Origin of the sequence: Lysinibacillus sp. BPa_S21, from assembly GCF_023337795.1 — a bacterium.
GTDB lineage: Bacteria > Bacillota > Bacilli > Bacillales_A > Planococcaceae > Lysinibacillus.
Window position 1 is genome coordinate 296320 of the sequence record NZ_JALIRS010000001.1, and the last position, 23668, is coordinate 319987.

The following is a 23668-nucleotide window of genomic DNA, read 5'->3' on the forward strand; positions in this document are numbered from 1 at the left end:
GAGGTGACGTATGTATTTCAGATTAATTCGTAATGATATGGTTAAAAGCAAACTGATTACGCTGACAACGATGCTATTTGTGGCTGCTGCGGCTATGCTCGTTTCTTTATCGGCGATTCTTATCGTAAATCTTTCTGGTGCTATCGATTCACTTATGAATCAGGCGAAAACGCCGCACTTTTTGCAAATGCACTCTGGGGATATCGATACTGTCCGGCTTGCAAATTTCGCGGAGAAAAACAGTAATGTTGATGAATATCAAGTGCTTGAGTTTCTCAACGTGGATAACAGTCAAATTATTTTAGGTGATCGTTCACTTGCGAATAATGTTCAAGACAATGGTTTTAGCATACAAAGTGAAAAATTTGATTATCTTCTTGATCTTGATGGAAAGATTATTAACGTATCCGATGGCGAGCTTTACGTTCCAATAAACTATATGAAGGACACCACGGCGAAGGTCGGTGATAAAGCTGTAATAGGCGGAAAGGAATTTACCGTAGCGGGATTCCTCCGGGATTCACAGATGAATTCTATGCTGTCTTCTTCAAAAAGATTTCTCGTTAGTGAAAAAGATTACGCTGAAATAAAAGGTCTTGGAACTATGGAGTATTTGATCGAGTTTAGATTGAAGGATTTATCGGCACTTGGTGAATTTGAAACTACTTATGCCTCCGCAGGACTTGAAGCAAACGGACCAACCATTACATATCCACTTTTCAAAACACTTAACGCGCTGTCCGACGGGATTATGATAGCCGTTATACTTCTTATAAGCGTACTTGTTGTTGTGATCGCGTTTATGTGTATCCGCTTTACACTCCTTGCGAAAATCGAAGACGATTACCGTGAAATTGGTGTTATGAAGGCAATAGGGCTGCGCCTTTCCGACATTAAGAAAATTTATCTTGCGAAGTATGCTGCAATTGCTGCAGGGGGGAGTATTCTCGGGTACGCACTTTCGTTGATGTTCAAAAACATGCTTCTTGAAAACATCCGGCTTCATATGGGGGAAAGTGAAAATTCTTCTTTTGCTACGTTTTTAGGGATCATCGGCATTCTACTTGTATTCTTCGCCATAGTAGCCTATGTAAATGGAGTGCTGAGACGCTTTCGAAAAATATCTGCTGCAGAAGCAATACGCTATGGTACTTCACAGGAAAAAAACACAGCTGCAAAGCGTTTTTGCCTAAATAAAAATAAGCTGTTGAACACAAATATTTTCCTAGGTATCAAAGATGTTCTCGCAAGGAAAAGACTTTACGGCACAATGCTTGCAGTACTTGTCATTTCGGCATTTATCATTATTGTTCCACAAAACCTTTACAACACGATTTCCTCAACAAGCTTCATTAAATATATGGGTATTGGAAACTACGATATTCGAATGGATATTCAGCAGACGGATCAAATCTCTGAAAAAGCTTCGGAAATTTTAGAATATATGAACAGCGACAATTCTATTTCAACCTATACTATCCTTACAACAAAGACATTCAAAACAAAAATAGAAGATGGTTCGGAGGAAAATATAAAAATCGAACTTGGCGACCACTCGATATTCCCTATCGAATACGCAGAGGGAAGAGCACCCGCTGTAGAAAAGGAAATTGCACTTTCGGCTTTGAACGCTGAAGAGATGAGCAAAAAAGTCGGCGATACCATTACGATCATTATAAAGGGGAAGGAGAGTAAGCTCACGGTAAGTGGCATTTATTCCGACATTACGAACGGCGGAAAAACGGCAAAGGCTATTTTTACCGACAGTTCGGAAAATATAATGTGGAGCGTTATTTGTGCAAAGCTTTCAGATAAAACCCTTGCCGATGAGAAAATCTCAAAGTATGCGGACCGATTTACTTTTGCTAAAATCTCCAATATTGATGAATTTGTAAAACAAACATTCGGTTCGACCATAAAATCAGTTGAAAAGGCTTCCATCGCTGCAATTGCTATAGCGATTATAATAACGGTCCTAGTGACACTATTGTTTATGAAAATGCTTGTCGCAAAGGATAGATATTCGATTGCTGTCATGAAAGCATTAGGTTTTACAAACTCTGATATGACGGTACAGTACGGTTCGCGAGCGGTATTTGTATCCATTATCGGGATTGTCCTGGGCACCCTTCTGGCAAACACTCTTGGAGAGGTACTTGCAGGCGCGGTTATCACCTCGTTCGGGGCGTCATCGTTTAGCTTTTCAATCAATCCACTTTCGGCGTACGTGCTTTCTCCGTTATTGATGATTTGCTCAGTCCTGATCACAACTATCATTGGCACATGGAATGTGGGGAAAATAAAAATATCCGACAATATAAAGGAGTAGCTTATGAAGAAAATTATAATCGGTGAAGACATTGTAAAATCTTTCGGCGAGGGTGATGAAAAGCGCAATGTTCTCGACGGAGCATCCGTTGACATAAACGAGGGTGAGTTTGTTGCAATTATGGGACCCTCTGGCTCGGGAAAATCGACGCTCATGTTTGCATTAAGCGGCATGGACAGCATTGATGGTGGAAGGGTAAACTTTGATGGCAGTGATTTATCGTCAGTCGGCGAGATTGAACTTTCAGATTTACGTAGAACAAAAATGGGCTTTGTATTTCAGCAGCCAACGATGCTTAAAAATCTAAATATTCTCGATAATATTATTCTTCCATCCATCCGTGATAACAGAAAAAACGTTGCGAAAATGTCAGAGAAGGCAAAAGCGCTTATGAAGAGAGTAGGCATTGCGGAGCTTGAAACGCGCGACGTTACGCAAGTTTCAGGAGGACAGCTTCAGCGAGCAGGAATATGTCGTGCGCTTTTGAACAGCCCGAAAATTATCTTCGGTGATGAGCCTACGGGTGCACTTAATTCAACATCAGCACAAGAGATCATGGACATATTTTCTGAAATTAACGCGGGCGGTACTGCGATTATGCTTGTCACTCACGATGCCAAGGTAGCAGCACGAACAGAGCGTGTGTTGTTTATGTGCGATGGAAAAATTGTCAGTGAGTTAAAGCTTCCAAAGTTTGATGGAACGAATATTGATGGCAGAGTAGGGCAAGTAACGGAGAAAATGTGGGAAATCGGGATATGAGTTGTTGTATCAACTAACGCTAGAGCGTGCATCAGAGATGTGATCACATCCTATGAAAACGCCTTCGTGTTCAACATCGTGTCGGCCTAAGCAGCTCATCGGACTGTTGCTTGCTTGTTAGCGGCGGAATTTCGGGTTTTAGCGGCGTTTCTTGCTTGGTTAGTGGCGGAATTTTATGTTTTAGCGGCGTTCCTCCTTTGGTTCAACTCACACTTTTAGCGGCGAATTCCAACATAAGCAGGACAATTTGACAAAACTAAAACCAGAGTTGAAAAACTTTGTATAGAATTTTACACAATATTAAGGACTTGACTGCGACCAGTCATGGATGTAGATAAAATTCAGAAGTTAGGTGATAAAACGCAAAAGTTGGGTGATAAAACTAAAAGTTTGGGTGACATATTGTTACAACGTCAAATCACCCTCAAATTGCTGAAGAGATCTATTCTTTATTTAACTTAATTTCATTACAACATGAAGGAAGAGCCATTTATTTAGTGGTTTTTCCTTTTTTTTTCATTTAATGCTTGCAATGTTAAAAGTCATAGTGTACTATTTAGCTAGTACACTATGACACGAGGTGTTTTAATTTGAAACAATTTGCAGGGCTCTTGAAAAAGGAATGGGTGCTCTATAGAGTATGGCTATTTGGTGGAATTTTTATTGGGGTCATGCTGTCAGTGGTAGTTCCATATTTGATAAGGCGGTTAAATGATGAATTTACGATGGAAAACCAGATGACATTTGCCTTTTCGATACTAGTACTAGTCTTAGGTGGATTTTTTTCGATATTACAATTTCTGGCTAGTATGCGTCATGACTTAAAGAACAAAGAGATATGGCTGCATTCAACTAGTTCCATTGCACAGCTTGTAGGTGCGAAAATTGTATTTTCCATAATAGGATACGCTATCTTCAATTTTATCTTTATAAGTATAGCTATTTACAAAGTCAAAGATGAAATTATTATAGGCAACTTCGCCCAAATACTTTTATTACTTTTATTTTTTGTAGCCATTATTGTTATTCTTCAATTAATGATATTTGTGATAATGCTACTATTTTTAGCATTAAATCTCCAAATGAAACACTTTATTGGAAGTTTTTCCATTGTAATTACGATGGTGGCCTTTTTCATTAGTATGAATGAATGGGTGAAATTTACAGGGAGTAAATTATATGATAATATTTTCCATCATGTAGAGATTTCATTAACGGGTCTGGAACAATTTTTCCCGAAGTTACTAACAATGAAGTTAGAATTGGGTTCACTGTATGTTGTTGAAGAGGTAGCAGGTACCATTATGATCGTCTTCCTATTTATCATAGCGACAAAGTGGCTTGAAAAGGTGGTTTTACGATGACAATCGACTTTTCACGTGATAAGCCCATTTATAGTCAGCTTGTAGATCGGATTTGTGGGGACATTTTGAAAGGGAAGTTAGTGCTTGGAGATCGACTTCCTTCGGTTCGAGAGTATGCAGTGGAAACAGGTGTCAATGTAAATACTGTGCAACGGGTGTATAAGGAGTTAGAAGCGATGAATATAACGGAAACCAAACGAGGTCAAGGTACATTTATAACAACCGATGAAGAACGAATTGTTCTTTTACGGGAAGATATGAAAAACCAACTGGCAGAGCATTTTTTAACTTCCATTGAAGCGCTTGGATTTTCAAAGGAAGAGATGCTCGTTGTTTTACAGAATAAATCGTGAGGTGATATATATGCTACAGCTATCTAACGTTTCTTTTCGTTATATGAAAAAGTCTATTCTTCAAGATGTATCTTTTACCATCCCTATTGGACAAATCATTGGGCTTGTTGGAGAAAATGGCAGTGGCAAGTCGACACTATTAAAAGTGTTGGCAGGCTTATTACGTCCATCAAATGGTGAAGTATTGCTAAATGGAACACCTGTTACACGCAGAAGCGCTGATAAAATTGCTTATTTACCAGATATTGATTTATTTTTTGATTTCTACACAGGTGAGCAGCTTTTTCAACACTATGCCTCTCAATTCGAAGATTTTTCGTATGATAAGGCTTGTATCGTTGCAGAGTTTTTACAAGTTGATAAAAATGTAAAGCTACGACAATTATCAAAGGGGAACCGTGGTCGGATGAAAATGGCCGCAACGCTTGGGCGAGAAGTACCCTATTATTTAATGGATGAGCCATTTTCTGGTCTGGATCCAATTGTCCGCGAACAGCTGATTAAAGGGTTAATTCAATTTACAGATATTGAACACCAAACAATATTGTTATCAACGCATGAATTATATGAGGTAGAGCCTATTCTAGATCAAATCATTTTATTGCAAAATGGTTCGATCATTGCACATGAGGAAGTTGAGACCATTCGAGATGTTTCGAATAAGGATGCTGTGCAATGGATGAAGGCTTATTATAAGAAAGGGTGAAATGAATGACAACACAACCAATTGTTCAATTGCAAAATTTATCAAAAACTATTGGTGGTAAGCAATTGATTCAGCAATTAAATATCGATTTATATCCAGGGCAAATCACTGGATTTTTAGGACCGAATGGCGCAGGGAAAACGACGACAATTCGTATGATGACGGGACTTATGAATCCAACTGAAGGAAAGGTCATTATTGATGGGGTTTCCTTACAGGACAAATATGAGGAAGCTATTAGTAAGGTCGGTGTAATTGTAGAAAACCCGGAAATGTATAAATTTATGACGGGCTATAAAAACCTACTGCACTTTGCGCGTATGCATAAAAACGTTACAAAAGAGCGTATTCAAGAGGTAGTTAGACAGGTCGGTCTTGAAAATCGTATTCATGAAAAGGTTTCGACGTATTCGTTAGGGATGCGTCAGCGTTTAGGACTTGCACAGGCACTACTTCATCGACCAAAATTTTTAATTTTAGATGAACCAACGAATGGTCTAGACCCAGCAGGTATCCGTGAGTTCCGTATGTATTTGCGTAAAATTGCGGAGGAAGATGGCGTATCAGTATTTGTTTCCAGTCATTTATTATCCGAAATTGAGTTAATGTGTGATCGAGTAGCTGTTATACAAAATGGAAAACTTATCGATATTCGTGATATCAACGTTGAAACATCTTCGTTTTATTATATTGAAGCTACACCGAATGATCAGGCAGCAGCTCTTCTACAGAAACTCGATTACAACTTTGTGGCGGAGAATAATGGTTACGTATTGGAAATAAAGAAAGAGGATATACCGAACCTCATTGCGCAATTTGTTCAAGAAGGAATTCAATTATTTGCAGTACAACCGCATCAAAAAACGTTAGAGGATCAATTCTTAGAAATGACAGGAGGTGGCCAAATTGCTGAAGCTAATGCAAAATGAATGGATGAAATTATGGCATAAAAAAGGAACTTGGACAATGGTCGCGCTAGTAGTCCTCTTTATTATTGGTCCTGGTATTATGTTGAAATACTATGAAACAAAAGAGGATAAAACGTGGCAGCAACTTGAACAGCAGTCCATTGATAATTATAAAGAGATATTGAAAGATGACAATTTATCGGCAGAGGATAAAAATCACTTTGAAGATCAAATAGCTATTTCTGAGTATCGATTAGCAAACGATGTGCCGTCTCAAGACTTTGCAGGCTTTATGTCATTAACAGGTGGCATGTTGACATTAGTAACATTATTTACAGTTATTGTTGCCGCAAGTATTGTATCTAATGAATTCTCTACTGGGACGATTAAAATGCTATTAACGCGTCCGGTTTCGCGAGCAAAAATATTAACCTCAAAATTACTTACAACTTTCATTTTTGGACTATTATTGTTTGTTGTCAATGTAGGAGTAAGTGCTCTAGTGGGACTGATACTATTTGGTGGTTCTACTGGTGCTGAGTTAGAAGTAGTCAACGGTCAGGTTGTAGAAAAAGCGGTATGGAATGATTTAGCATACCACTATTTACTTTCTGGCGGAGACTTTGTCATGTCCATATTGTTTGCTTTTTTAGTGGGCTCCGTTTTCCGTTCAAGCTCTTTAGCGATTGGCTTAACAATTTTCCTATCCTTTTCAGGTGGAATGGTTGTCATGTTCTTAAGCAAATTTAAAATCGTTAAATATATTTGGTTAACTCATTCAGATTTAACACAATATGAACATGCAAGTTCAATACTAGATGGCATTACAATGCCATTCTCACTCACAATTCTTGCGATTTATGCTGTTGTTTTCCTTGTAATCAGCTATATGTCCTTTATGAAACGTGACGTAACCGCATAAAAAAGGTGTATGCCGTTTCATGAACTGCACGCCAATTGTTAGATGTATAACTGACAATTGGCGTGCATTTTTTTCTGATAGAATAATAGTGGAACAAGTTGAAGAGAACAAATAGATTTTGCTAGAAAAGGTTCCAAGACGTAAATAGAATCGATATAATGAATGAAAAAAAGAGGGGCATATAGATGGAAACAGAATGGTTGCGAACTTTTATTGTTGCTGCGAACACAGAGAATTTTCGTGAGACGGCAGAACAACGTTTTATTACACAATCAACTGTATCGAAGCATATTCAACACTTAGAAAAAGAACTACAAACAACACTTTTTGAACGACAGGGGAAGCATGTGAAATTAAATCATATCGGTGCTCACTTTCTTCAACATGCAGAGAACATGTTGGGAACGATTGATGAAGGATTACAAAAAACAGTATCCTACTTGAATGGTTATACGTCGCAAATAACTATTGGAGTTGCACCGCAAATTGCCAATTCTACTTTACCAGGAATTATTCATACATTTCAGCAGCAAAACCCTGCAATTCACATAACGATCGAACTATTAAAGTCCAACGAAATCGGGGAAGCTGTACATGCAGGCAAGGTAGACATCGGTTTATCAAAATTGACATCGACACGTGACATTCACACAGTCCTTCTCGCTCAGGAACCACTTCAATTGATTGCCCCGATGTCAAAAAAGGCGACAGATGCACGGACTCTTTTACAGCAGGAAACGATCCTAACACATGAATATGCACCTTACTGGCAGGACATCCAGCAAGTACTACAACAATTTCCAAACTACAAAAGTATGAATATTAATCAAACCGAGGTGATAAAAAACTTTGTCAAACAAGAATTAGGGATTGCCTTTTTACCAAAGAGTGTGATCGAGGTTGAATCTCATCAACAATTGCTTCATAGCTATTCGTTAAAGGAATTTGCACATATTGTTTCGAATACCTATTTTTTAACGAAATATGTAACAGCGGATATTGAGGCGTTTCTAGCAGTTTGTCATCTGATTTACACAGATGTAGTTAATGATTAATATAGAGCAAGAATTAAAGTGTTGGAAGAAGAAAATTCTCCAGCTAAAAGTTCAGGTCCAAAATAATCGTTCTTTCATTAAAAGGTTGTTTAAAAGTATGAATGAAACGCTTTTACTGTTTTTTATTATTTATAATATTCTTGAATTCTTATATAAAGTTGGTGTAATTAGAAAATGAAAGTGTTAATCGTAGATGATGAAGAAAAGATTACAGAAGTATTGGCATCTTATTTTGAAAAAAACGGAGATTATACATATGTTGCACATACAGGAGAATCCGCAATCCAAATGATAGATCAAGTACCTCTTGATATGATTATTTTAGATTTAATGTTGCCTGATATAGCCGGAGAAGATATTTGCCAATATGTAAAATCAAATTACGATATTCCTGTGATTATGCTTACAGCAAAAATCTCTATTGATGATAAAGTAATTGGATTTGAAATGGGTGCAGATGACTATGTCGTTAAACCTTTTCATCCTAAAGAAATATTAATAAGAGCAGAGAGGTTGTTACCCAGTTCACATAAAAATCAAATTATTATTTTAGGACAGTTGGAACTCCATAAAGATGAAAGAAAAGTATTAGTAAATCATCAAAGTATTCAGCTCACGCCACATGAATTTAGCATTTTACTGTTACTAGCCGAAAATCCTAAAAAGGTTTTTAGCAGGGATGATATTATTCAAAAAATATATAGTTTTGATTTGAACATGAATCCTCGTATTGTAGATCAACATATTAAAAATATCCGTAAAAAAGTTAAGGAAGAGTACATCCAAACTGTCTTTGGTTTAGGATACAAAATAAATGAAAAGGTTATAAATCAATGAAATTTCATATAAAAATTGCCTTAATTGTCGCTATCTTTTCTACAAGCATACTCTTATTCATCACAGGGATATTACTTTATAAAGGTCATGAACATTTGATGATGCTCCATATTACAGATTCTAAGGAATTAATTCACCATTTTGATATGGCATTAAGGGAAACAGCAATGTGGTCATTAGGCCTTTTGCTTATTTTTATACTAATTTCTAGTTTGTTAATTGCAAAAACATTAACGAAACCTATCCAAGAACTGAATCACTTTGCGTTAAGACTAGTACGTGGAGACCGTCATTTAAATATACGCTATACGGTGAATGATCAAATTGGTCAATTAGGTAAATCACTGATGAAACTAGATAAAACATTAAACGCTTATGAACTCCGTCGTAAAGAAATGACACAGGATCTTGCACATGAAATTCGTAATCCATTAGCCTCAATAAAAAGCTATTTAAGTGCCTTTGAAGATGGGATTTGGACAGCTACTCCTGATCGTTTGAAAGCATGTGTTGAGGAAATTGATAGGCTAATTCTCCTTGTTGGAGAATTAGATACATTAAATGATATTAATAATCCTACATTTAAGGTCATGATGAAAGAGCAACAGGTTGCTAATGTCATCGAAAAGTCTGTGATTGCGTTGGCAAGTGAATTACTTGAAAAAGATATACAGGTAGAATTGGATTTAGACAAAACAATCAATGCACAGGTAGATGCTTTGAGATTGAATCAAATTCTACACAATATTATAAAAAATGCTATGTACCATGTTCAAAAAGATGGCAAGATATTAATCAAATTATTTAAAGAAAATAGCGATTATATAATTCTTGTACATGATAATGGAGTCGGTATGGATGAAGAAACAAGTGAAAAAATCTTTGAGCGAAATTATCGAGTGGAAAATCGATATACTGGCAATGGTATTGGTATGACAATTACCAAAAAACTTGTGGAAGCACATAACGGTACAATTTCCGTCAACAGTGAGAAAAATATAGGAACTACATTTTATATACAAATGCCGTTTTCTACATAATTCCTACACAACTGTTCTATATGCTTAAGGTGAAAGGAATGGTTGATATGAGGAAAATAGCATTAGCAGCAAGTATTATCGCCAGTATGGGCATACTTGGGGCTTGTAGCCAAGGAAATAGTAACGATATGAAGGATATGGATCATTCTTCTATGAAGATGGGAGAAATGGATCACTCTTCGAAAGATATGAGAGACATGGATCATGGCAAGATGAAGGGTCATGAGAGCCATAGCAATTCGGTAAGTTTAAACAATTCGACAGGTGTAAATGAAGTAAAAGTCCCTGCTGAACTTAAACGTAATAATAAGGATGAAGTTGTATACACAGTTAAGGCACAAAAAGGAAAAACAGAAATATTCGATAGTGTTCAAACAAATACGTATGGGTATAACGGATCGTTTCTCGGCCCGATGATTCGTCTAGAAAAAGGTGAAACCGTAAAGATTAAAACTAAAAATGAACTTGATGAGGATACAACTTTTCATTGGCATGGACTAGAGGTGCCGGGGGGAAAAGATGGTGGTCCACAAAGCATTCTTAAACCAGGCGAAGAAAAAATCCTCGAGTTTAAAGTGAATCAGGAAGCGGCGACGCTATGGTTCCATCCTCATCCACATGGAAAAGCGGCAGAACAGGTATATAATGGGCTTGCAGGCTTGGTTTATATTGAAGATAATCATTCAAAAAGTCTAGGATTGCCAAATGATTATGGGAAGAACGATGTCCCCTTGATTTTCCAAGATAGAACATTTGATGATAAGAAACAATTGAATTATAGCGCTGCAATGAACACAGACGGAACGATTGGAGATACATTGTTAATTAATGGAACGCTCAATCCTAAATTGACTGTAAACAAAGAGAAAGTGCGTCTTCGTTTATTAAATGGATCAAATGCGAGAAATTATACCTTTAGATTGAGTACTGGGGATTCCTTTCTTCAAATCGCCACAGATGGTGGTTTCTTGAATGAACCCGTTTCTTTAAAAGAGATTACACTAACGCCCTCCGAAAGGGCAGAAATCGTAGTTGACTTTTCAAAAATGAAGGACGTTAATGATCTAGCTTTAATCAATGAGGATGGTTCAGTCCTTTTACCATTTGTAGTTACTGATCAAAGTGGAAAGACCAGTAAGCTCCCTAAAAAATTAAATGATCTAACATTAGAAGGTAAAGAAATGGATCTACCTGTTACAAAAAAAGTAGAACTCTTTGGAATGATGGACATGGTAACGATAAACGGAAAGAAATTTGATCCGGAAAGAATTGATTTTACACAAAAACAAGGGGTTACCGAGGTATGGGAAATTTATAATAAACCGGATATGATGGGTGGCATGATACATCCTTTCCATATTCATGGAGCACAATTTAAAGTACTCTCTCGTGATGAGAAAAAGCCACCTGAAAATGAACAAGGATGGAAGGACAGTATCTCTGTAAAACCAGGTGAGACAGTAAAAATAGCTGTACAATTTAAGCATAAGGGCGTCTACATGTTCCATTGTCATATTCTGGAGCATGAGGATAATGGAATGATGGGTCAAATTAAGGTGGATTAATGCTTTATTGCAATTAAAGATTTTTAAAATCCTGTATTAATTTTTAATACAGGATTTTTCTTTTATGTTATTGTGATTGATTATAGTGATTAGCTATTTTTTTACGAGCGGATATTGAGGTGTTTTAATTACTTTATTAAAAAATAGAAGGTGTTTATAATGTATAGTTTAATGTCGAAAATAAGCCAAATCATTAGTGAACCAATTACCATTTTTCTAAATTCCTATGAACATTCCCCATTCATTATTGCGATTTTACTTGGATTAATAGGCGCTTTAGCACCTTGTCAATTAACAGGGAATATGAGTGCGATCACTTTTTATGGAAGTCGAACATTGCAAATGAAAAACAATTGGCAAGAAATTGTGTTTTTTATGCTAGGGAAAGTCGTTGTATTTAGTGTAATAGGTATATTCGCGTGGCTATTCGGTCAGTCCTTTGAAACTGGAATGACAAAGTATTTTCCTATGTTTCGCAAAGCGATTGGCCCGATTATGCTCGTAACAGGACTCGTACTAATTGGCGTTTTAAAATTAAAATTTCTGAATCGAATATCTACCTATATTCCGTCAGTTATAAATGAGGGGAAATTGGGTTCCTTTCTGATGGGTGCTAGTTTTTCCATTGCCTTTTGCCCTACGATGTTTGTACTATTTTTCGTCTGGTTAATGCCAACAGTTGCAACTTCTTCGTATGGACTAATTTTGCCAGCCATTTTTGGTATAGCTACTTCCGGGCCACTTCTAGTGATGCTAGGGCTTATTCATTTATTTGGCGCAAAAAGATTCATTATGCGCACAAGCATGAGAATGGGGAGAGTAATTCAAAACGTAGCGGGTGTTATTCTAATTTTTATCGGCATATCGGATACGATTACATACTGGGGATTGTATTAAATAGGAAGGAACACCTTTGAAAAAACGAAAACACATCTAAAAAAGGTAGTGTAATAAAATATATAATAGTGATATTTACTTTTAATATTTCTCATTTCTTCGTTTACAGTAACCACCTCTTTTATATGGTTACAAAGGAGAAAAGCGAAATTTTTTGATTTCAATAATGATAACATCCTTTTAGGTATAATAGAGTGACATTTCTTTTAAACATATATAGAAAGAGTGAAAAAAATGATTGGTGCAATATTATTATTTATCCTCGCAGGTATTGGCGAAATTGGAGGGGGCTATTTAATTTGGCTTTGGTTAAGAGATGGTAAACCCTTTTATTGGGGAATAATGGGTGGGATTGCGTTGGCTTTGTATGGAGTTGTCGCTACTTTTCAATCCTTCCCAACCTTCGGAAGAGTCTACGCTGCCTATGGAGGGGTCTTTATTGTCCTTTCTATTTTGTGGGGCTGGGGAATTGACGGAGAAAAGCCAGACGTCTTGGATTGGGTTGGCGCATGCATTTGTTTGATTGGTGTTATGGTGATTCTATTACCTCGTTCATGAGTGGGAGAAAAGTTGAATTTAAAAAAGAGCTCCCTAAAACAGTAGTAGGAAAAATCCTAACAAGAACTTTAGTTGAAGAGGAACAATTACAAAGATGAAGGACTTTTAGAAATTGAAGCGAATAGCTAATAGATAGGCTAAAAATGTTTGGAGGTCATCATTTTGCTACTTTATTGTTGATATCTATCATCTACCTAAAAATGAATAGATAATTTAGGAGCTGATAGATGATGAGATACAAAAATACGCTTGTTGGAATTACTTCTGATATGTTGAATGGCTTTTTTGTTGATTGGCCGAATCCACCAAATTCGCAAACTCACTTAAAACTGCTAACTAACAGCAGTAAAGTGGTCATTGCTTTAGATGATCATACGAAGCAAGTAGTTGGATTTATAACAGCGATTAGCGACGGAGTTCTATCTCCTACATTCCGTTTCTTGAAGTATTGCCAGCGTATAAAAATAAAGGAATCGGCAAGGAATTAGTCAAACAAATATTACAAGAGCTTGATGATATTTACATGGTTGATTTGTGTTGTGACGATGACATAGTTCCTTATTATGAGGAATTTGGGATGATAAAATCTAACGGCATGCTCGTCAGAAATTACGCAATGCAGTCTGGAATTTCAAACAAATAAATAGAATGAAAAACGCTTGGCTAATTTCCAAGCGTTTTTCTGTCCAAAAAATTTTTTCATGATGATTGTCATTTTTTTAAAGCAACAAAACGTAGTCTACAATAATCCGCAACCCATTGATGATTTTGATATAATTTTGGTTTTAATAATTCTTCACATTTTACATAAATTTGTTCTTTTTCAGATTCTGATAAATGTTGAAGCATATTATGACTGAACATCTCTAACCAATTCCTTAGTCCATCCTCACCCTGAAGCGGTGTTGGGCGCTCATAGAGTGTAATCATTTCAACTGTAAATCCAGCGCTTTCCAACTTCGACTGATATTCTTCTAAAGTTGGAAAATACCACGGGAAATAGTCTTCAATATAAGGTAGTTTATATGCCTCCATACTTTTTTGAAGGGCCCAAACAATAGAAGCAATATTACCGTGTCCACCCATTTCAGCGACGAATCGGCCACCTTGCTTAAGTGCGTTGTAAATATTTTGAATGACTTCATCAGGCTGTTTCATCCAATGTAACGCTGCGTTTGAAAAGACTGCATCGAATTGATTTGTCATATGAAGCGCTGTTGCGTCCATTGTTTGAAATGTAATGTTTGGGTATTTTTGCTGTGCAGTGATAATCATATCATGGGAAGCATCAATCCCTTGAACATGGGTACCATGAGCAGCAATTTCATGAGCTAAATCACCAGTGCCACAGCCTACATCTAAAATCCCTTCATTTTTTTGTGGTGCAAGCAAATCCACTAAGCTGCCTCCAAATTTTGAAACAAAGTCATGCTTTTGATCATATAATTGGGCATTCCATTTTGTTGTCATTGTCCCTCATCTCCTTTGTTTGAGCATAACAGAGAGTTTAATCGAACAGAAATGCGTAAAATGATCAGTTTTGATTCCGAATTGGAATATATGGTGGGGTGTCCGTTTAACATTTGTTTTGGTGAACGTAGGTTTTTTAGTTTAGTCATAATTAGATTATATGACTATGCCGTGAGGAGAGGAATAGAATGCAAAGGAGTATACCTAAAATAATCAAGTTTAGTTTGATAATTGCTTTGTTTATTGTTTTACTTTGGGTGTTTTTCCCTACATGGACACCACACATTAAGGGGGAGCATAGCATAAGTACGATGGAACAAGTTGAAATTAATGGAGCAGAACATGAAATTATGATTCGAGGAGTAGATGCAAGCAATCCAATACTAATTTTTGTTCATGGTGGCCCAGCTTGCTCCGAAATTCCCTACGTAAGGAAATATCAAAAAGACCTTGAAAAGCAATTTACCATTGTACATTATGATCAGCGTGGCAGTGGAAAATCCTATCACTTTTTTGAAGACTATTCAAACCTAACCACTGACTTGTTGGTTGAGGATTTGCTGGCATTAACTGATTATATTTCGGAGAAGTTTAACCAAGAAAAGGTTTTATTAATCGGGCATTCATTTGGTACTTATATTGGAATGCGAGCTGTCGCTGAAGCACCCGAGAAATATTATGCATATATAGGTATTGGGCAAGTAGCCAATACGGTTCAAAGTGAGTTGGATAGTTTAGAATTTATAATGGAACAGGCCAAACTAGAAGGAAATTTGGATGATGTGGAAAGATTAAAGCTTCTTCAACGATCGATAGAACAGGGAGAAGAACATACACCGAGAAATCTTGTACGTAAATATGGAGGTGCGACGAGACTTATTAATGATAATAGGGATTATCAAAGAGGATTTCTTTTAAATACTGAATATAACGGGCTGGATGTCATTCGTTATCTAAGAGGGATTAATATTACACAAGAAAATTTATTGAACGAAGAGGCACAACATAATATTCCGGATATTGTAAAGAAGGTGGATCTACCAGTTTATTTTGTAATGGGGAAATTTGACTATATGACGTCTGTTAATGCTGCAAAAAATTATTTTGATAAACTGGAAGCACCTATAAAAGAGTTTATAATATTTGAAGAATCAGCTCATTATCCGCAGTTCGAAGAGAAAGAGAAATTTACTGGATGGTTAAATAAAACCTTCAATGAGCTTCAAAATGGAGCATTTGAATCTTGATATCGACTTTCAAGAACAATCTTTGCAAACCTCACTTACAACCATAACGGTGAATCATATCATAAATAAATGAGGTATTTTCTCGAAAAACAGCACCATCCCATTACGTGTGGATGGTGCTGTTTTTGGCAGGCGATATTATAAATTTGAACAATACTCAGTTTCATTCCGCCTTTCTTCATTATCTGGTTATTCTATTATGAAATGTAAAAAAGCTGTTTGGTATATCAATGTTTATAAATTATAAACATAAAATCAACAGTAAATTAACATTCACATAGTTTAATAGAACTGTACAAAAGGAATCTACTAGGGGGGTTATTAGATGATAAAAAACACACTTGTGAAAAAAGGCGCTACTGTAGCACTTGCTCTAGCTATTGCAGTTCCAGAATTATCACTGACAGCGGTGAATGCTCAGGAAAATATAACAATAGAAGCTGTTAAATTCAATGGAATGAAAGCACCATCTACTATTGAAGAAATGGTAAAAACGTATACAACCGCAACAGTTGATGTGAAATATAACAATGGAAAAGTAAAATCATTTCCGTTGTCATACAACTACTTGTTTAAATCGGAAGATAAAGTAGCAACTGTTAAAGGTGAAAAAATCCCTGCAGGTACACCTATTGATGTAAAAGGAAATCCAATTAAGGATCCAAGCAGTACAGATGGAAAATACTTTGTTTCTGATGCTCCGGATTCAAACAGCCTAATGCTCCCGATTAATGGAAAGCTTTATTTGGTTACACATTATGAATATCAAACCATAGATGCTGCCGGTAATTCAGCATACGGAGTAGTTCCTGCCTCTATGTCTTTAACGGAGTTGAAACAAGACAAAAAAACAGGTGAATTGAAACCTGTAAAAGTAGAAAAAATTGATTTTTCAGCAGTGAATGGACTTTGGATTCCATGTAACGGATCATTATCTCCTTGGAATACACATTTAGGGTCTGAAGAGTATGAACCAGATGCACGACTTTTCTTAGATCCAATTTCAAATGTAAGAAGTCAAGTTGAAACATTCTCTCAATTCTATTTTGGAGATAAAGGAAAGGCTAATCCTTATTTCTATGGGTACACTCCTGAAATTACAATAGAAGAGAACGGGAAAACATCAGTTGTCAAGCATTATAGTACAGGACGCTTCTCTCATGAGTTAGCGAAAGTCATGCCTGATAACAAAACTGTTTTTTATGGGGATGATGGCAGTAATACAGGGATGTTTATGTATGTGGCCGACAAAGAAAAAGATTTATCATCAGGTACATTATATGCAGCCAAATTTAAACAAACTGGTACGGAAAACGGTGGTTCAGGGAATTTACAATGGATTAATTTAGGACATGCAACTGATAAAGAAGTGAAAAGTATTATTGATAGCGGTATTACCTTCAACGATATTTTTGAAACTTCAGATGAGCCTAAAGAAGGTTTTACAGCAATTAAAACATACTCAAATGAAGGCAAAGTTGAGTATTTAAAACTTAAACCTGGCAAAGAAAAAGCGGCAGCCTTCCTAGAAACTCGTCGTTATGCTGCTATTCTCGGTGCGACTACTGAATTTAACAAAATGGAAGGTTTAGCACTAAACGAAAAGGATAAAAAAGTATATATCGCAATTTCCGATCAAAGTAAGGCTATGGAAAAAGATTCAACAGGAAAAGACCCAGCCGACCATATACAATTACCAAAAATTAAAGCTGGTGTAACTTATCAATTAGATTTACAAGATGGTCAAAAGGATAGCGAAGGAAAGATTATTAATAGCTCTTATGTAGCCCTATTAATGTCTGGATTAGTTGTTGGGGAAGATTTAAAAGAAACTGATGCATTTGGAAACACTGCAAATGTAGAAAAAGTAGCCAATCCGGATAACTTAAGTTACTCTGAATCAATGAGAACACTCTTTATTGGTGAAGATAGTGGAGCTCACACAAATAACTACGTTTGGGCATATAATGTTGATACGAAAAAATTAGATTGTGTCTTATCTGTTCCAGCAGGAGCGGAAGCAACTGGTTTATTTGCTGCTGATGACCGCAATGGATTCCCCTACATTTTCAGTAATTTCCAGCATCCTGGTGATGAAGTAGAGGCTAAGGCAATTACAGCTGTTAATAAAGATGAATTACTTAAGGCTGTTGACGAACAAATTGGTATAAATAAAACAGGTGGCATTGGTTATATTTCTGGCCTGCCTTCTTTAACAAATATGCCAGATTTCACTACATCTGATGGTCTTAAAGTAGATAAAGTAACAGCAAAATCTAAGTCAGTTACAGGTACAGCTGAAAAAAATGCTACGGTACAAGTTTATAAAGAGAAAACATTATTAGGGGAAGGAAAAGCAAATTCAAAGGGGAAGTTTACTGTGAAGATTAAAGCTCAAAAAGCAGGCACAAGCTTAACTGTTGAGGCTAAAGACAAGGTTGGACACAAAATTGAATCAACGGTCGTAGAAGTTGTTTCTAAATAACAGTGTCTTTTTCAGAGACACATATATGGGGAGTTTTTATAAAAAATCAATTTGACATTTTGTACTATTCTTTTATATTATATTGAAGAATAGAATGCCCGGACTCGAACGGGAGAGGTTCATAGCTGATACCCTCTATAAAAAACTATGGAAACATGACAATAGGCCATGTCCATATCGGACGTGGCTTTTTTATATGTTTTTACTTATGTTTTAATAGAAATTGGTGATGCCTCTCTTGAAAAGTGTTGGGAAACATTTTACAAGGAGGTTTTTTTACGTGATGAAGCAGGAAAAAGCAATTGTTGTATTTAGTGGAGGTCAGGACAGTACAACCTGTTTGTTTTGGGCAAAAGAACATTTTAAAGAGGTTGAGGCAGTTACGTTTAATTATGGTCAAAGGCATCGTCTTGAAATTGAATGTGCAAAAGAAATAGCAGCGGAGCTCGGTGTTAAGCATCACATTCTTGATATGTCACTACTGAATCAGCTTGCTCCAAATGCATTAACACGACAAGATATAAAGGTAGAAGACGGAGAAAATGGTGAGCTTCCATCGACGTTTGTACCTGGTCGAAATCTTCTCTTTCTTTCATTTGCTGGCGTTTTAGCGAGCCAAGTAGGAGCTAAGCATATTGTAACGGGTGTTTGTGAAACGGATTTTAGCGGATATCCGGATTGCCGAGATGTTTTTATTAAATCCTTGAATGTAACGTTAAATTTATCAATGGATGATTCCTTTGTGATTGATACACCGTTGATGTGGCTGAATAAGGCACAAACATGGGAGCTTGCTGATCAGTTTGGGGCACTTGAATTTGTTCGGGAAAGAACGTTGACTTGCTATAACGGTGTAATAGCAGATGGCTGTGGGGAATGCCCAGCATGTAAACTGCGAAAAAGAGGGCTTGATGAATATTTGAGTTACAGGAAGGAGTCTTAAAATATGTCAGATTTCGTAATCGTCGAGAAGCTCCAAAAAATAGATGAAGATATTCAAAGAAATCAATTGAACTATCATGCAAAGCGAGTTCTCGTAAGCAAAGAATTTACCTTCGATGCTGCTCATCATTTACATCATTATGAGGGGAAATGTAAAAACCTGCACGGTCATACGTATCGCGTAGTTTTAGGACTGAGTGGATACACAGATGAACGCGGTTTAATGATTGATTTTGGCGATATAAAAGAAATATGGAAAGAAAAAATTGAGATTCATTTGGATCACCGTTATTTGAATGAAACGCTTCCACCGATGAATACGACGGCAGAGAATATTGTTGTTTGGATTTACGAAAAGTTGGCGGAGGCCTTGCTTGATACACAAACATATAACGGTGCGCGTGTAGAGTTTATTAGGCTATATGAAACGCCCACAAGCTATGCAGAAGCGAGACGGGAGTGGATGGAAGTTGAGTAAGATCCCTGTTATCGAGATTTTTGGACCAACGATTCAGGGTGAGGGAATGGTAGTTGGCCAAAAGACAATGTTTGTGAGAACTGCCGGCTGTGATTATTCGTGTTCTTGGTGTGATTCGTCGTTTACGTGGGATGGCAGCGGGAAGCATCTTATTGTCCAAATGACAGCGGAAGAGATTTGGTCTGAGTTAAAACGTCTAGGAGGCAATGGCTTTTCATTTGTCACGATTTCAGGTGGGAATCCTGCACTCATTCGAAATTTGGAAGAGCTCATTGCAATTTTAAAAGAAAACGATATAAAGATCGCGATGGAAACCCAGGGAAGCAGATGGCAAAAATGGATGTATGACATTGATGAACTAACAATTTCACCAAAGCCACCTAGTTCTGGAATGACCACAGACTTTTCGGTACTCTCTGATATCATCGAAAAACTTATAAATCGAAACAGTAATCACCATATGTCCCTCAAAATAGTCGTTTTTAATCAAGAGGATTACGATTATGCTAAACAAATTCACCATCGATATCCAATGATACCTTTGTATCTCCAAGTCGGTAATGATGATGTCACAACGACTGACAATTCACGATTAATCGTACATTTATTAGATAAGTATCATGCGCTGATTGATAGAGTGATAAAAGATGAAGAATTAAGAGATGTCAAAGTACTTCCTCAGCTGCATGCTCTTGTTTGGGGGAATAAAAGAGGGGTATAGTGTGCCATTACAAACAAAGAATATGCTCATAACTTTGGGCGGTATGAAAGTATAGGCTAATTTGGCCTATACTTTTTTCGTGCGCCCAGCATGGATGTAATCTTTTCCTAGCAAGTGCAAAGGTGTTCGTGGCGATACGGAAATGAAGAAAGCATGCGATAGTAGGCTAGATATAAAATTTGATGAATGTGCCAAGCAACACAAAAGTTTTTCTGTTAAAGGTCAAAGGTTGTTGCTGTATTTTCATAAATAGTAAAAAATCCTACCATTTTATCTACTTTCGAATCTATATTTGTGTTAACTTATAATTAATTAAAGTTAACACAAATGCAGAAAAATAGGAGGAAGAAAATGATTCGTAAGTTTTCTACTTATGATCTTGCCCAGATCTCATTGCTAGCTTGTCTGATTATCGTTTCTGGCATGTTTAAAATTCCAATAGGTATTCCTGGGTCTGAATTTCAATTATCAGCACCCATTGCAGTTGCGATTGCAGCAGTTTTCGGATTTAAGCGATATTTCCTTGCCGGGATCATTGCAAGTTTAATGTTATTTTTACTAGGTATACACTCAATCTTAAATGTGGAAATCTCATTAATTTTTCGATTGACTGTAGGTCTACTCATTGTTTTATTGGGGACGTCCATTCCAGTACTTGTTTTGGCAGGCCCAATTGGAACAACGATTGCTAGATTTGGTTTGGCTTTTACGTTAGGGACTCCATTTTTGCCGTTATTAATTTTGGCTATTCCAGGCATGGTAATCACAGCTGTTAGTGTTTATCCCATAACGAAAATATTACATACAATTAATAGGAAAGTAGCAGGTAATAATCATGTTAAAAGCGTGTTATAGCATTCGAATGCGTGCGGCTGAAAGATGCCATGAACTAGGAGAAAAGCATATCTCTGGAGGTGAAAGGATAGGTAGTAAATCACAAATAGAGCCAATTGTAAAACAGTTACTGAACAAAGCAAGTAATCATTCACGTGGAGATGCAGACTTTATTCAAATTACCGTTGAAAAAATTGCGCGTGATCAGATTGAGTATATACCACCCTTAGAAATTACGTCAGTTGAGGCGGCTTCAATCGAAATGGCCCATCATGAAGCAAGAAAGATACTAACATCATTAGGTGTTTCGGAACATGCACTGAATGTTGCTTTTCATCAACTTAGTAGTCATCAAAATCTCCGTGGGGCCATTATCCTAAATAGTAAAACGGGCTTACGTCTTGACGATCGGGGACAAAAGGGTGTTCGTGTATCACGAATCGATTGGCGAGATGCTAATGAAGAACTTAATGAGCGTGTTCGTGAGGCATTGGCTCTGGCGTCGAAAGTGGCAAATTCCCCCTATACAATTGCTGAATTATGTTGGTCTGACGATCCTGATTACGTGACTGGATATGTAAGTAATCGTGACATTGGTTATGTCAGAATTACACCGTTAAAAAGGGAAGGCTGTGAAAGCGGTGGACGGATTTATTTTGTGTCAGATGAAGTTGAACTAGAATCTTTTATAGACTATTTAGAAAGTGTACCGGTTCTTATTAGGAGGGATTAAAAATGGATCATTGGTTTCAACGGGAACTACAATTAATAGAAGAGAAAGGATTGACCAGGAAGTTACGTTCGTTTTCAAATGGAAATGAGTGTGAGGTCATCGTAAATGGTGAGAAATTCCTGCTTTTTTCATCTAATAACTATTTAGGCCTTGCAACAGATTTTCGGTTGAGAAAAAAAGCAGCTGAAGGTATTAATAAATACGGTACAGGAGCTGGTGGTTCGAGATTAACTACCGGAAATTTTGACATTCATGAACAACTTGAAGCTGAAATTGCGGATTTTAAAAAAACGGAAGCTGCTATTGTTTTTAGCAGTGGTTATTTAGCGAACATTGGAGTGATTTCGAGTGTGATGAAGGCAGGGGATTTTATATTTTCTGATGCCTGGAATCATGCGAGTATTATCGATGGTTGTCGACTTAGTCGAGCAAAAACAATTGTGTATGAACATGCGGATATGGTGGATTTAGAGTATAAATTGAGGCAATCACGTGGAGATGGAAAGAAGTTAATTGTGACGGATGGCGTCTTTAGTATGGATGGTGATATTGCTCCACTACCCGAAATAGTTACGTTAGCAAAGAAATACAATGCTTACATCATGATTGATGATGCGCATGTGACAGGTGTCTTAGGAAGTGATGGTCGTGGTACTGCTGATTATTTTGGATTGAAAGAGGAGATCGATTTTACAGTAGGCACATTGAGTAAAGCGATTGGTGCAGAGGGAGGCTTTGTGGCGACGTCGTCAATAGCAAAGAACTATTTACTGAATAACGCTAGATCATTTATTTTCCAAACTGGTTTATCTCCAAGCGCGATTGAAGCAGCACGAGAAGGACTTTCCATTATTCAAAATGAACCCGAACGAAGGGAACAATTATTAAATAATGCAATGTATTTACGTTTGAAATTGGAGGAATCCGGTTTTGTAGTTAGGAAAGGAGAAACGCCAATTATTTCTCTTCATATTGGTGATTCCCATGAAGCAATGCAGTTTTCTGAGAAACTAATGGAAGAAGGAGTCTTTATACCAGCAATTCGGCCACCAACTGTGCCAAAAGATTCAAGCCGATTGCGGATAACAGTGATGGCCACACATACAATAGAACAGCTCAATACAGTCATATATAAAATTAAAAAAATTGGAAAAGAGATGGGTATTATAGTATAAGTTAATAAGATTTATTAAAAGACTAATTAAATTGTTGATTTAATTCACATTTTGATTAGTCTTTTAGCTTTCTTTCCACGAATTAGGGGGCAATCCATCGACTTTGACTTCAATCCACGAATTTGAGTGTTCTATCCATGAATATTGACTATCTAACCACGAAATAGAGCGTTTTATCCATGAATATTGACTTTCTAACCACGAAATAGCGGGCTATCCATGAATATTGACTATCTAACCACGAAATAGAGCGTTTTATCCATGAATAATGACTTTCTATCCAAAGA

Annotated in this window: 22 protein-coding genes, 1 pseudogene and 1 riboswitch; of the genes and pseudogenes, 22 read left to right on the forward strand and 1 reads right to left on the reverse strand. The window is 36.8% G+C overall.

All coding sequences use genetic code 11. The features are described from left to right. Nucleotides 1-10 precede the first annotated feature (10 nt). The 14 genes and pseudogenes from MOK21_RS01420 (at nt 11) to MOK21_RS01485 (ending at nt 13939) form a co-directional block, all read left to right on the forward strand. Nucleotides 11-2329, forward strand: a complete 2319-nt coding sequence (locus MOK21_RS01420) for an ABC transporter permease (protein ID WP_249072121.1) — start codon at nt 11-13, stop codon at nt 2327-2329. 3 nt (nt 2330-2332) lie between these two features. Then, entirely contained in the window at nt 2333-3091 is a 759-nt protein-coding gene (locus MOK21_RS01425) for an ABC transporter ATP-binding protein (protein WP_249072124.1), read from the forward strand. Between the two features lie 590 nt (nt 3092-3681). Beyond that, nucleotides 3682-4455 carry a hypothetical protein gene (locus tag MOK21_RS01430; protein WP_249072126.1) on the forward strand — a complete coding sequence of 258 codons (774 nt, stop codon included), beginning with the start codon at nt 3682-3684 and terminating at the stop codon, nt 4453-4455. Next, nucleotides 4452-4808 (forward strand): GntR family transcriptional regulator, encoded by a 357-nt coding sequence (locus MOK21_RS01435; protein ID WP_249072128.1) that lies wholly within the window; start codon nt 4452-4454, stop codon nt 4806-4808. Before MOK21_RS01430 ends, MOK21_RS01435 begins: the two co-directional genes overlap by 4 nt. A gap of 10 nt (nt 4809-4818) precedes the next feature. Continuing rightward, nucleotides 4819-5514 carry an ABC transporter ATP-binding protein gene (locus MOK21_RS01440; protein WP_249072130.1) on the forward strand — a complete coding sequence of 232 codons (696 nt, stop codon included), beginning with the start codon at nt 4819-4821 and terminating at the stop codon, nt 5512-5514. A gap of 5 nt (nt 5515-5519) precedes the next feature. Then, on the forward strand, nt 5520-6443 hold the full coding sequence (locus tag MOK21_RS01445; protein WP_249072131.1) for an ABC transporter ATP-binding protein: 924 nt from the start codon (nt 5520-5522) through the stop codon (nt 6441-6443). Further along, nucleotides 6412-7344: an ABC transporter permease gene (locus tag MOK21_RS01450; protein WP_249072133.1), complete on the forward strand. Its 933-nt coding sequence runs from the start codon at nt 6412-6414 to the stop codon at nt 7342-7344. The genes MOK21_RS01445 and MOK21_RS01450 overlap by 32 nt, the downstream gene beginning before the upstream one ends. A gap of 185 nt (nt 7345-7529) precedes the next feature. After that, nucleotides 7530-8399, forward strand: coding sequence for a LysR family transcriptional regulator (locus MOK21_RS01455; protein WP_249072135.1), 870 nt, complete (start codon nt 7530-7532; stop codon nt 8397-8399). A 174-nt stretch (nt 8400-8573) separates the two neighbouring features. Continuing rightward, complete coding sequence (locus tag MOK21_RS01460) at nt 8574-9236, forward strand: response regulator transcription factor (RefSeq protein ID WP_249072137.1); 663 nt, start codon at nt 8574-8576, stop codon at nt 9234-9236. Beyond that, nucleotides 9233-10276 carry a sensor histidine kinase gene (locus tag MOK21_RS01465; protein ID WP_249072139.1) on the forward strand — a complete coding sequence of 348 codons (1044 nt, stop codon included), beginning with the start codon at nt 9233-9235 and terminating at the stop codon, nt 10274-10276. Before MOK21_RS01460 ends, MOK21_RS01465 begins: the two co-directional genes overlap by 4 nt. Nucleotides 10277-10362: 86 nt before the next feature. Next, the gene (locus MOK21_RS01470) at nt 10363-11841 is read left to right on the forward strand and encodes a multicopper oxidase family protein (protein WP_374110091.1); all 1479 of its coding nucleotides are present in this window, start codon (nt 10363-10365) and stop codon (nt 11839-11841) included. 159 nt (nt 11842-12000) lie between these two features. After that, entirely contained in the window at nt 12001-12738 is a 738-nt protein-coding gene (locus tag MOK21_RS01475) for an urease accessory protein UreH domain-containing protein (RefSeq protein ID WP_249072143.1), read from the forward strand. Between the two features lie 234 nt (nt 12739-12972). Further along, nucleotides 12973-13296 (forward strand): YnfA family protein, encoded by a 324-nt coding sequence (locus MOK21_RS01480; RefSeq protein WP_249072145.1) that lies wholly within the window; start codon nt 12973-12975, stop codon nt 13294-13296. Nucleotides 13297-13526: 230 nt separating this feature from the next. Next, a pseudogene (locus tag MOK21_RS01485) lies at nt 13527-13939 on the forward strand (GNAT family N-acetyltransferase). 68 nt (nt 13940-14007) lie between these two features. Here MOK21_RS01485 and MOK21_RS01490 read toward each other — a convergent pair. After that, nucleotides 14008-14766 carry a class I SAM-dependent methyltransferase gene (locus tag MOK21_RS01490; RefSeq protein ID WP_249072148.1) on the reverse strand — a complete coding sequence of 253 codons (759 nt, stop codon included), beginning with the start codon at nt 14764-14766 and terminating at the stop codon, nt 14008-14010. Nucleotides 14767-14954: 188 nt separating this feature from the next. On the opposite strand from MOK21_RS01490, the gene MOK21_RS01495 reads away from it, so the two are divergent. The 8 genes from MOK21_RS01495 (at nt 14955) to bioF (ending at nt 23381) form a co-directional block, all read left to right on the forward strand. Continuing rightward, nucleotides 14955-16013 carry an alpha/beta fold hydrolase gene (locus MOK21_RS01495; protein ID WP_249072150.1) on the forward strand — a complete coding sequence of 353 codons (1059 nt, stop codon included), beginning with the start codon at nt 14955-14957 and terminating at the stop codon, nt 16011-16013. A gap of 325 nt (nt 16014-16338) precedes the next feature. Continuing rightward, entirely contained in the window at nt 16339-18498 is a 2160-nt protein-coding gene (locus tag MOK21_RS01500; protein ID WP_249072152.1) for an alkaline phosphatase PhoX, read from the forward strand. A 108-nt stretch (nt 18499-18606) separates the two neighbouring features. Next, nucleotides 18607-18653: riboswitch (PreQ1 riboswitch) on the forward strand. Between the two features lie 128 nt (nt 18654-18781). Continuing rightward, complete coding sequence (gene queC, locus MOK21_RS01505; protein ID WP_249072553.1) at nt 18782-19441, forward strand: 7-cyano-7-deazaguanine synthase QueC; 660 nt, start codon at nt 18782-18784, stop codon at nt 19439-19441. A 3-nt stretch (nt 19442-19444) separates the two neighbouring features. Then, nucleotides 19445-19918, forward strand: coding sequence for a 6-carboxytetrahydropterin synthase QueD (queD, locus tag MOK21_RS01510; RefSeq protein ID WP_249072154.1), 474 nt, complete (start codon nt 19445-19447; stop codon nt 19916-19918). Beyond that, nucleotides 19911-20639 carry a 7-carboxy-7-deazaguanine synthase QueE gene (gene queE / locus MOK21_RS01515; protein WP_249072156.1) on the forward strand — a complete coding sequence of 243 codons (729 nt, stop codon included), beginning with the start codon at nt 19911-19913 and terminating at the stop codon, nt 20637-20639. Before queD ends, queE begins: the two co-directional genes overlap by 8 nt. 351 nt (nt 20640-20990) lie before the next feature. Beyond that, nucleotides 20991-21494 carry a hypothetical protein gene (locus MOK21_RS01520; RefSeq protein WP_249072159.1) on the forward strand — a complete coding sequence of 168 codons (504 nt, stop codon included), beginning with the start codon at nt 20991-20993 and terminating at the stop codon, nt 21492-21494. Further along, nucleotides 21475-22206, forward strand: coding sequence for a 6-carboxyhexanoate--CoA ligase (bioW, locus tag MOK21_RS01525; protein ID WP_249072161.1), 732 nt, complete (start codon nt 21475-21477; stop codon nt 22204-22206). Before MOK21_RS01520 ends, bioW begins: the two co-directional genes overlap by 20 nt. A 2-nt stretch (nt 22207-22208) precedes the next feature. Next, nucleotides 22209-23381, forward strand: a complete 1173-nt coding sequence (gene bioF / locus MOK21_RS01530; RefSeq protein WP_249072163.1) for an 8-amino-7-oxononanoate synthase — start codon at nt 22209-22211, stop codon at nt 23379-23381. Nucleotides 23382-23668: the final 287 nt, after the last annotated feature.

What these genes read in the sequence shown, in the direction of transcription:
- MOK21_RS01420 (WP_249072121.1), top strand. Translation starts at nt 11, where the DNA reads ATGTATTTCAGATTAATTCGTAATGATATGGTTAAAAGCAAACTGATT.
- MOK21_RS01425 (WP_249072124.1), top strand. Translation starts at nt 2,333, where the DNA reads ATGAAGAAAATTATAATCGGTGAAGACATTGTAAAATCTTTCGGCGAG.
- MOK21_RS01435 (WP_249072128.1), top strand. Translation starts at nt 4,452, where the DNA reads ATGACAATCGACTTTTCACGTGATAAGCCCATTTATAGTCAGCTTGTA.
- MOK21_RS01440 (WP_249072130.1), top strand. Translation starts at nt 4,819, where the DNA reads ATGCTACAGCTATCTAACGTTTCTTTTCGTTATATGAAAAAGTCTATT.
- MOK21_RS01445 (WP_249072131.1), top strand. Translation starts at nt 5,520, where the DNA reads ATGACAACACAACCAATTGTTCAATTGCAAAATTTATCAAAAACTATT.
- MOK21_RS01455 (WP_249072135.1), top strand. Translation starts at nt 7,530, where the DNA reads ATGGAAACAGAATGGTTGCGAACTTTTATTGTTGCTGCGAACACAGAG.
- MOK21_RS01460 (WP_249072137.1), top strand. Translation starts at nt 8,574, where the DNA reads ATGAAAGTGTTAATCGTAGATGATGAAGAAAAGATTACAGAAGTATTG.
- MOK21_RS01465 (WP_249072139.1), top strand. Translation starts at nt 9,233, where the DNA reads ATGAAATTTCATATAAAAATTGCCTTAATTGTCGCTATCTTTTCTACA.
- MOK21_RS01470 (WP_374110091.1), top strand. Translation starts at nt 10,363, where the DNA reads ATGGGCATACTTGGGGCTTGTAGCCAAGGAAATAGTAACGATATGAAG.
- MOK21_RS01475 (WP_249072143.1), top strand. Translation starts at nt 12,001, where the DNA reads ATGTATAGTTTAATGTCGAAAATAAGCCAAATCATTAGTGAACCAATT.
- MOK21_RS01480 (WP_249072145.1), top strand. Translation starts at nt 12,973, where the DNA reads ATGATTGGTGCAATATTATTATTTATCCTCGCAGGTATTGGCGAAATT.
- MOK21_RS01490 (WP_249072148.1), bottom strand. Translation starts at nt 14,766, where the DNA reads ATGACAACAAAATGGAATGCCCAATTATATGATCAAAAGCATGACTTT.
- MOK21_RS01495 (WP_249072150.1), top strand. Translation starts at nt 14,955, where the DNA reads ATGCAAAGGAGTATACCTAAAATAATCAAGTTTAGTTTGATAATTGCT.
- MOK21_RS01500 (WP_249072152.1), top strand. Translation starts at nt 16,339, where the DNA reads ATGATAAAAAACACACTTGTGAAAAAAGGCGCTACTGTAGCACTTGCT.
- queC (WP_249072553.1), top strand. Translation starts at nt 18,782, where the DNA reads ATGAAGCAGGAAAAAGCAATTGTTGTATTTAGTGGAGGTCAGGACAGT.
- queD (WP_249072154.1), top strand. Translation starts at nt 19,445, where the DNA reads ATGTCAGATTTCGTAATCGTCGAGAAGCTCCAAAAAATAGATGAAGAT.
- MOK21_RS01520 (WP_249072159.1), top strand. Translation starts at nt 20,991, where the DNA reads ATGATTCGTAAGTTTTCTACTTATGATCTTGCCCAGATCTCATTGCTA.
- bioW (WP_249072161.1), top strand. Translation starts at nt 21,475, where the DNA reads ATGTTAAAAGCGTGTTATAGCATTCGAATGCGTGCGGCTGAAAGATGC.
- bioF (WP_249072163.1), top strand. Translation starts at nt 22,209, where the DNA reads ATGGATCATTGGTTTCAACGGGAACTACAATTAATAGAAGAGAAAGGA.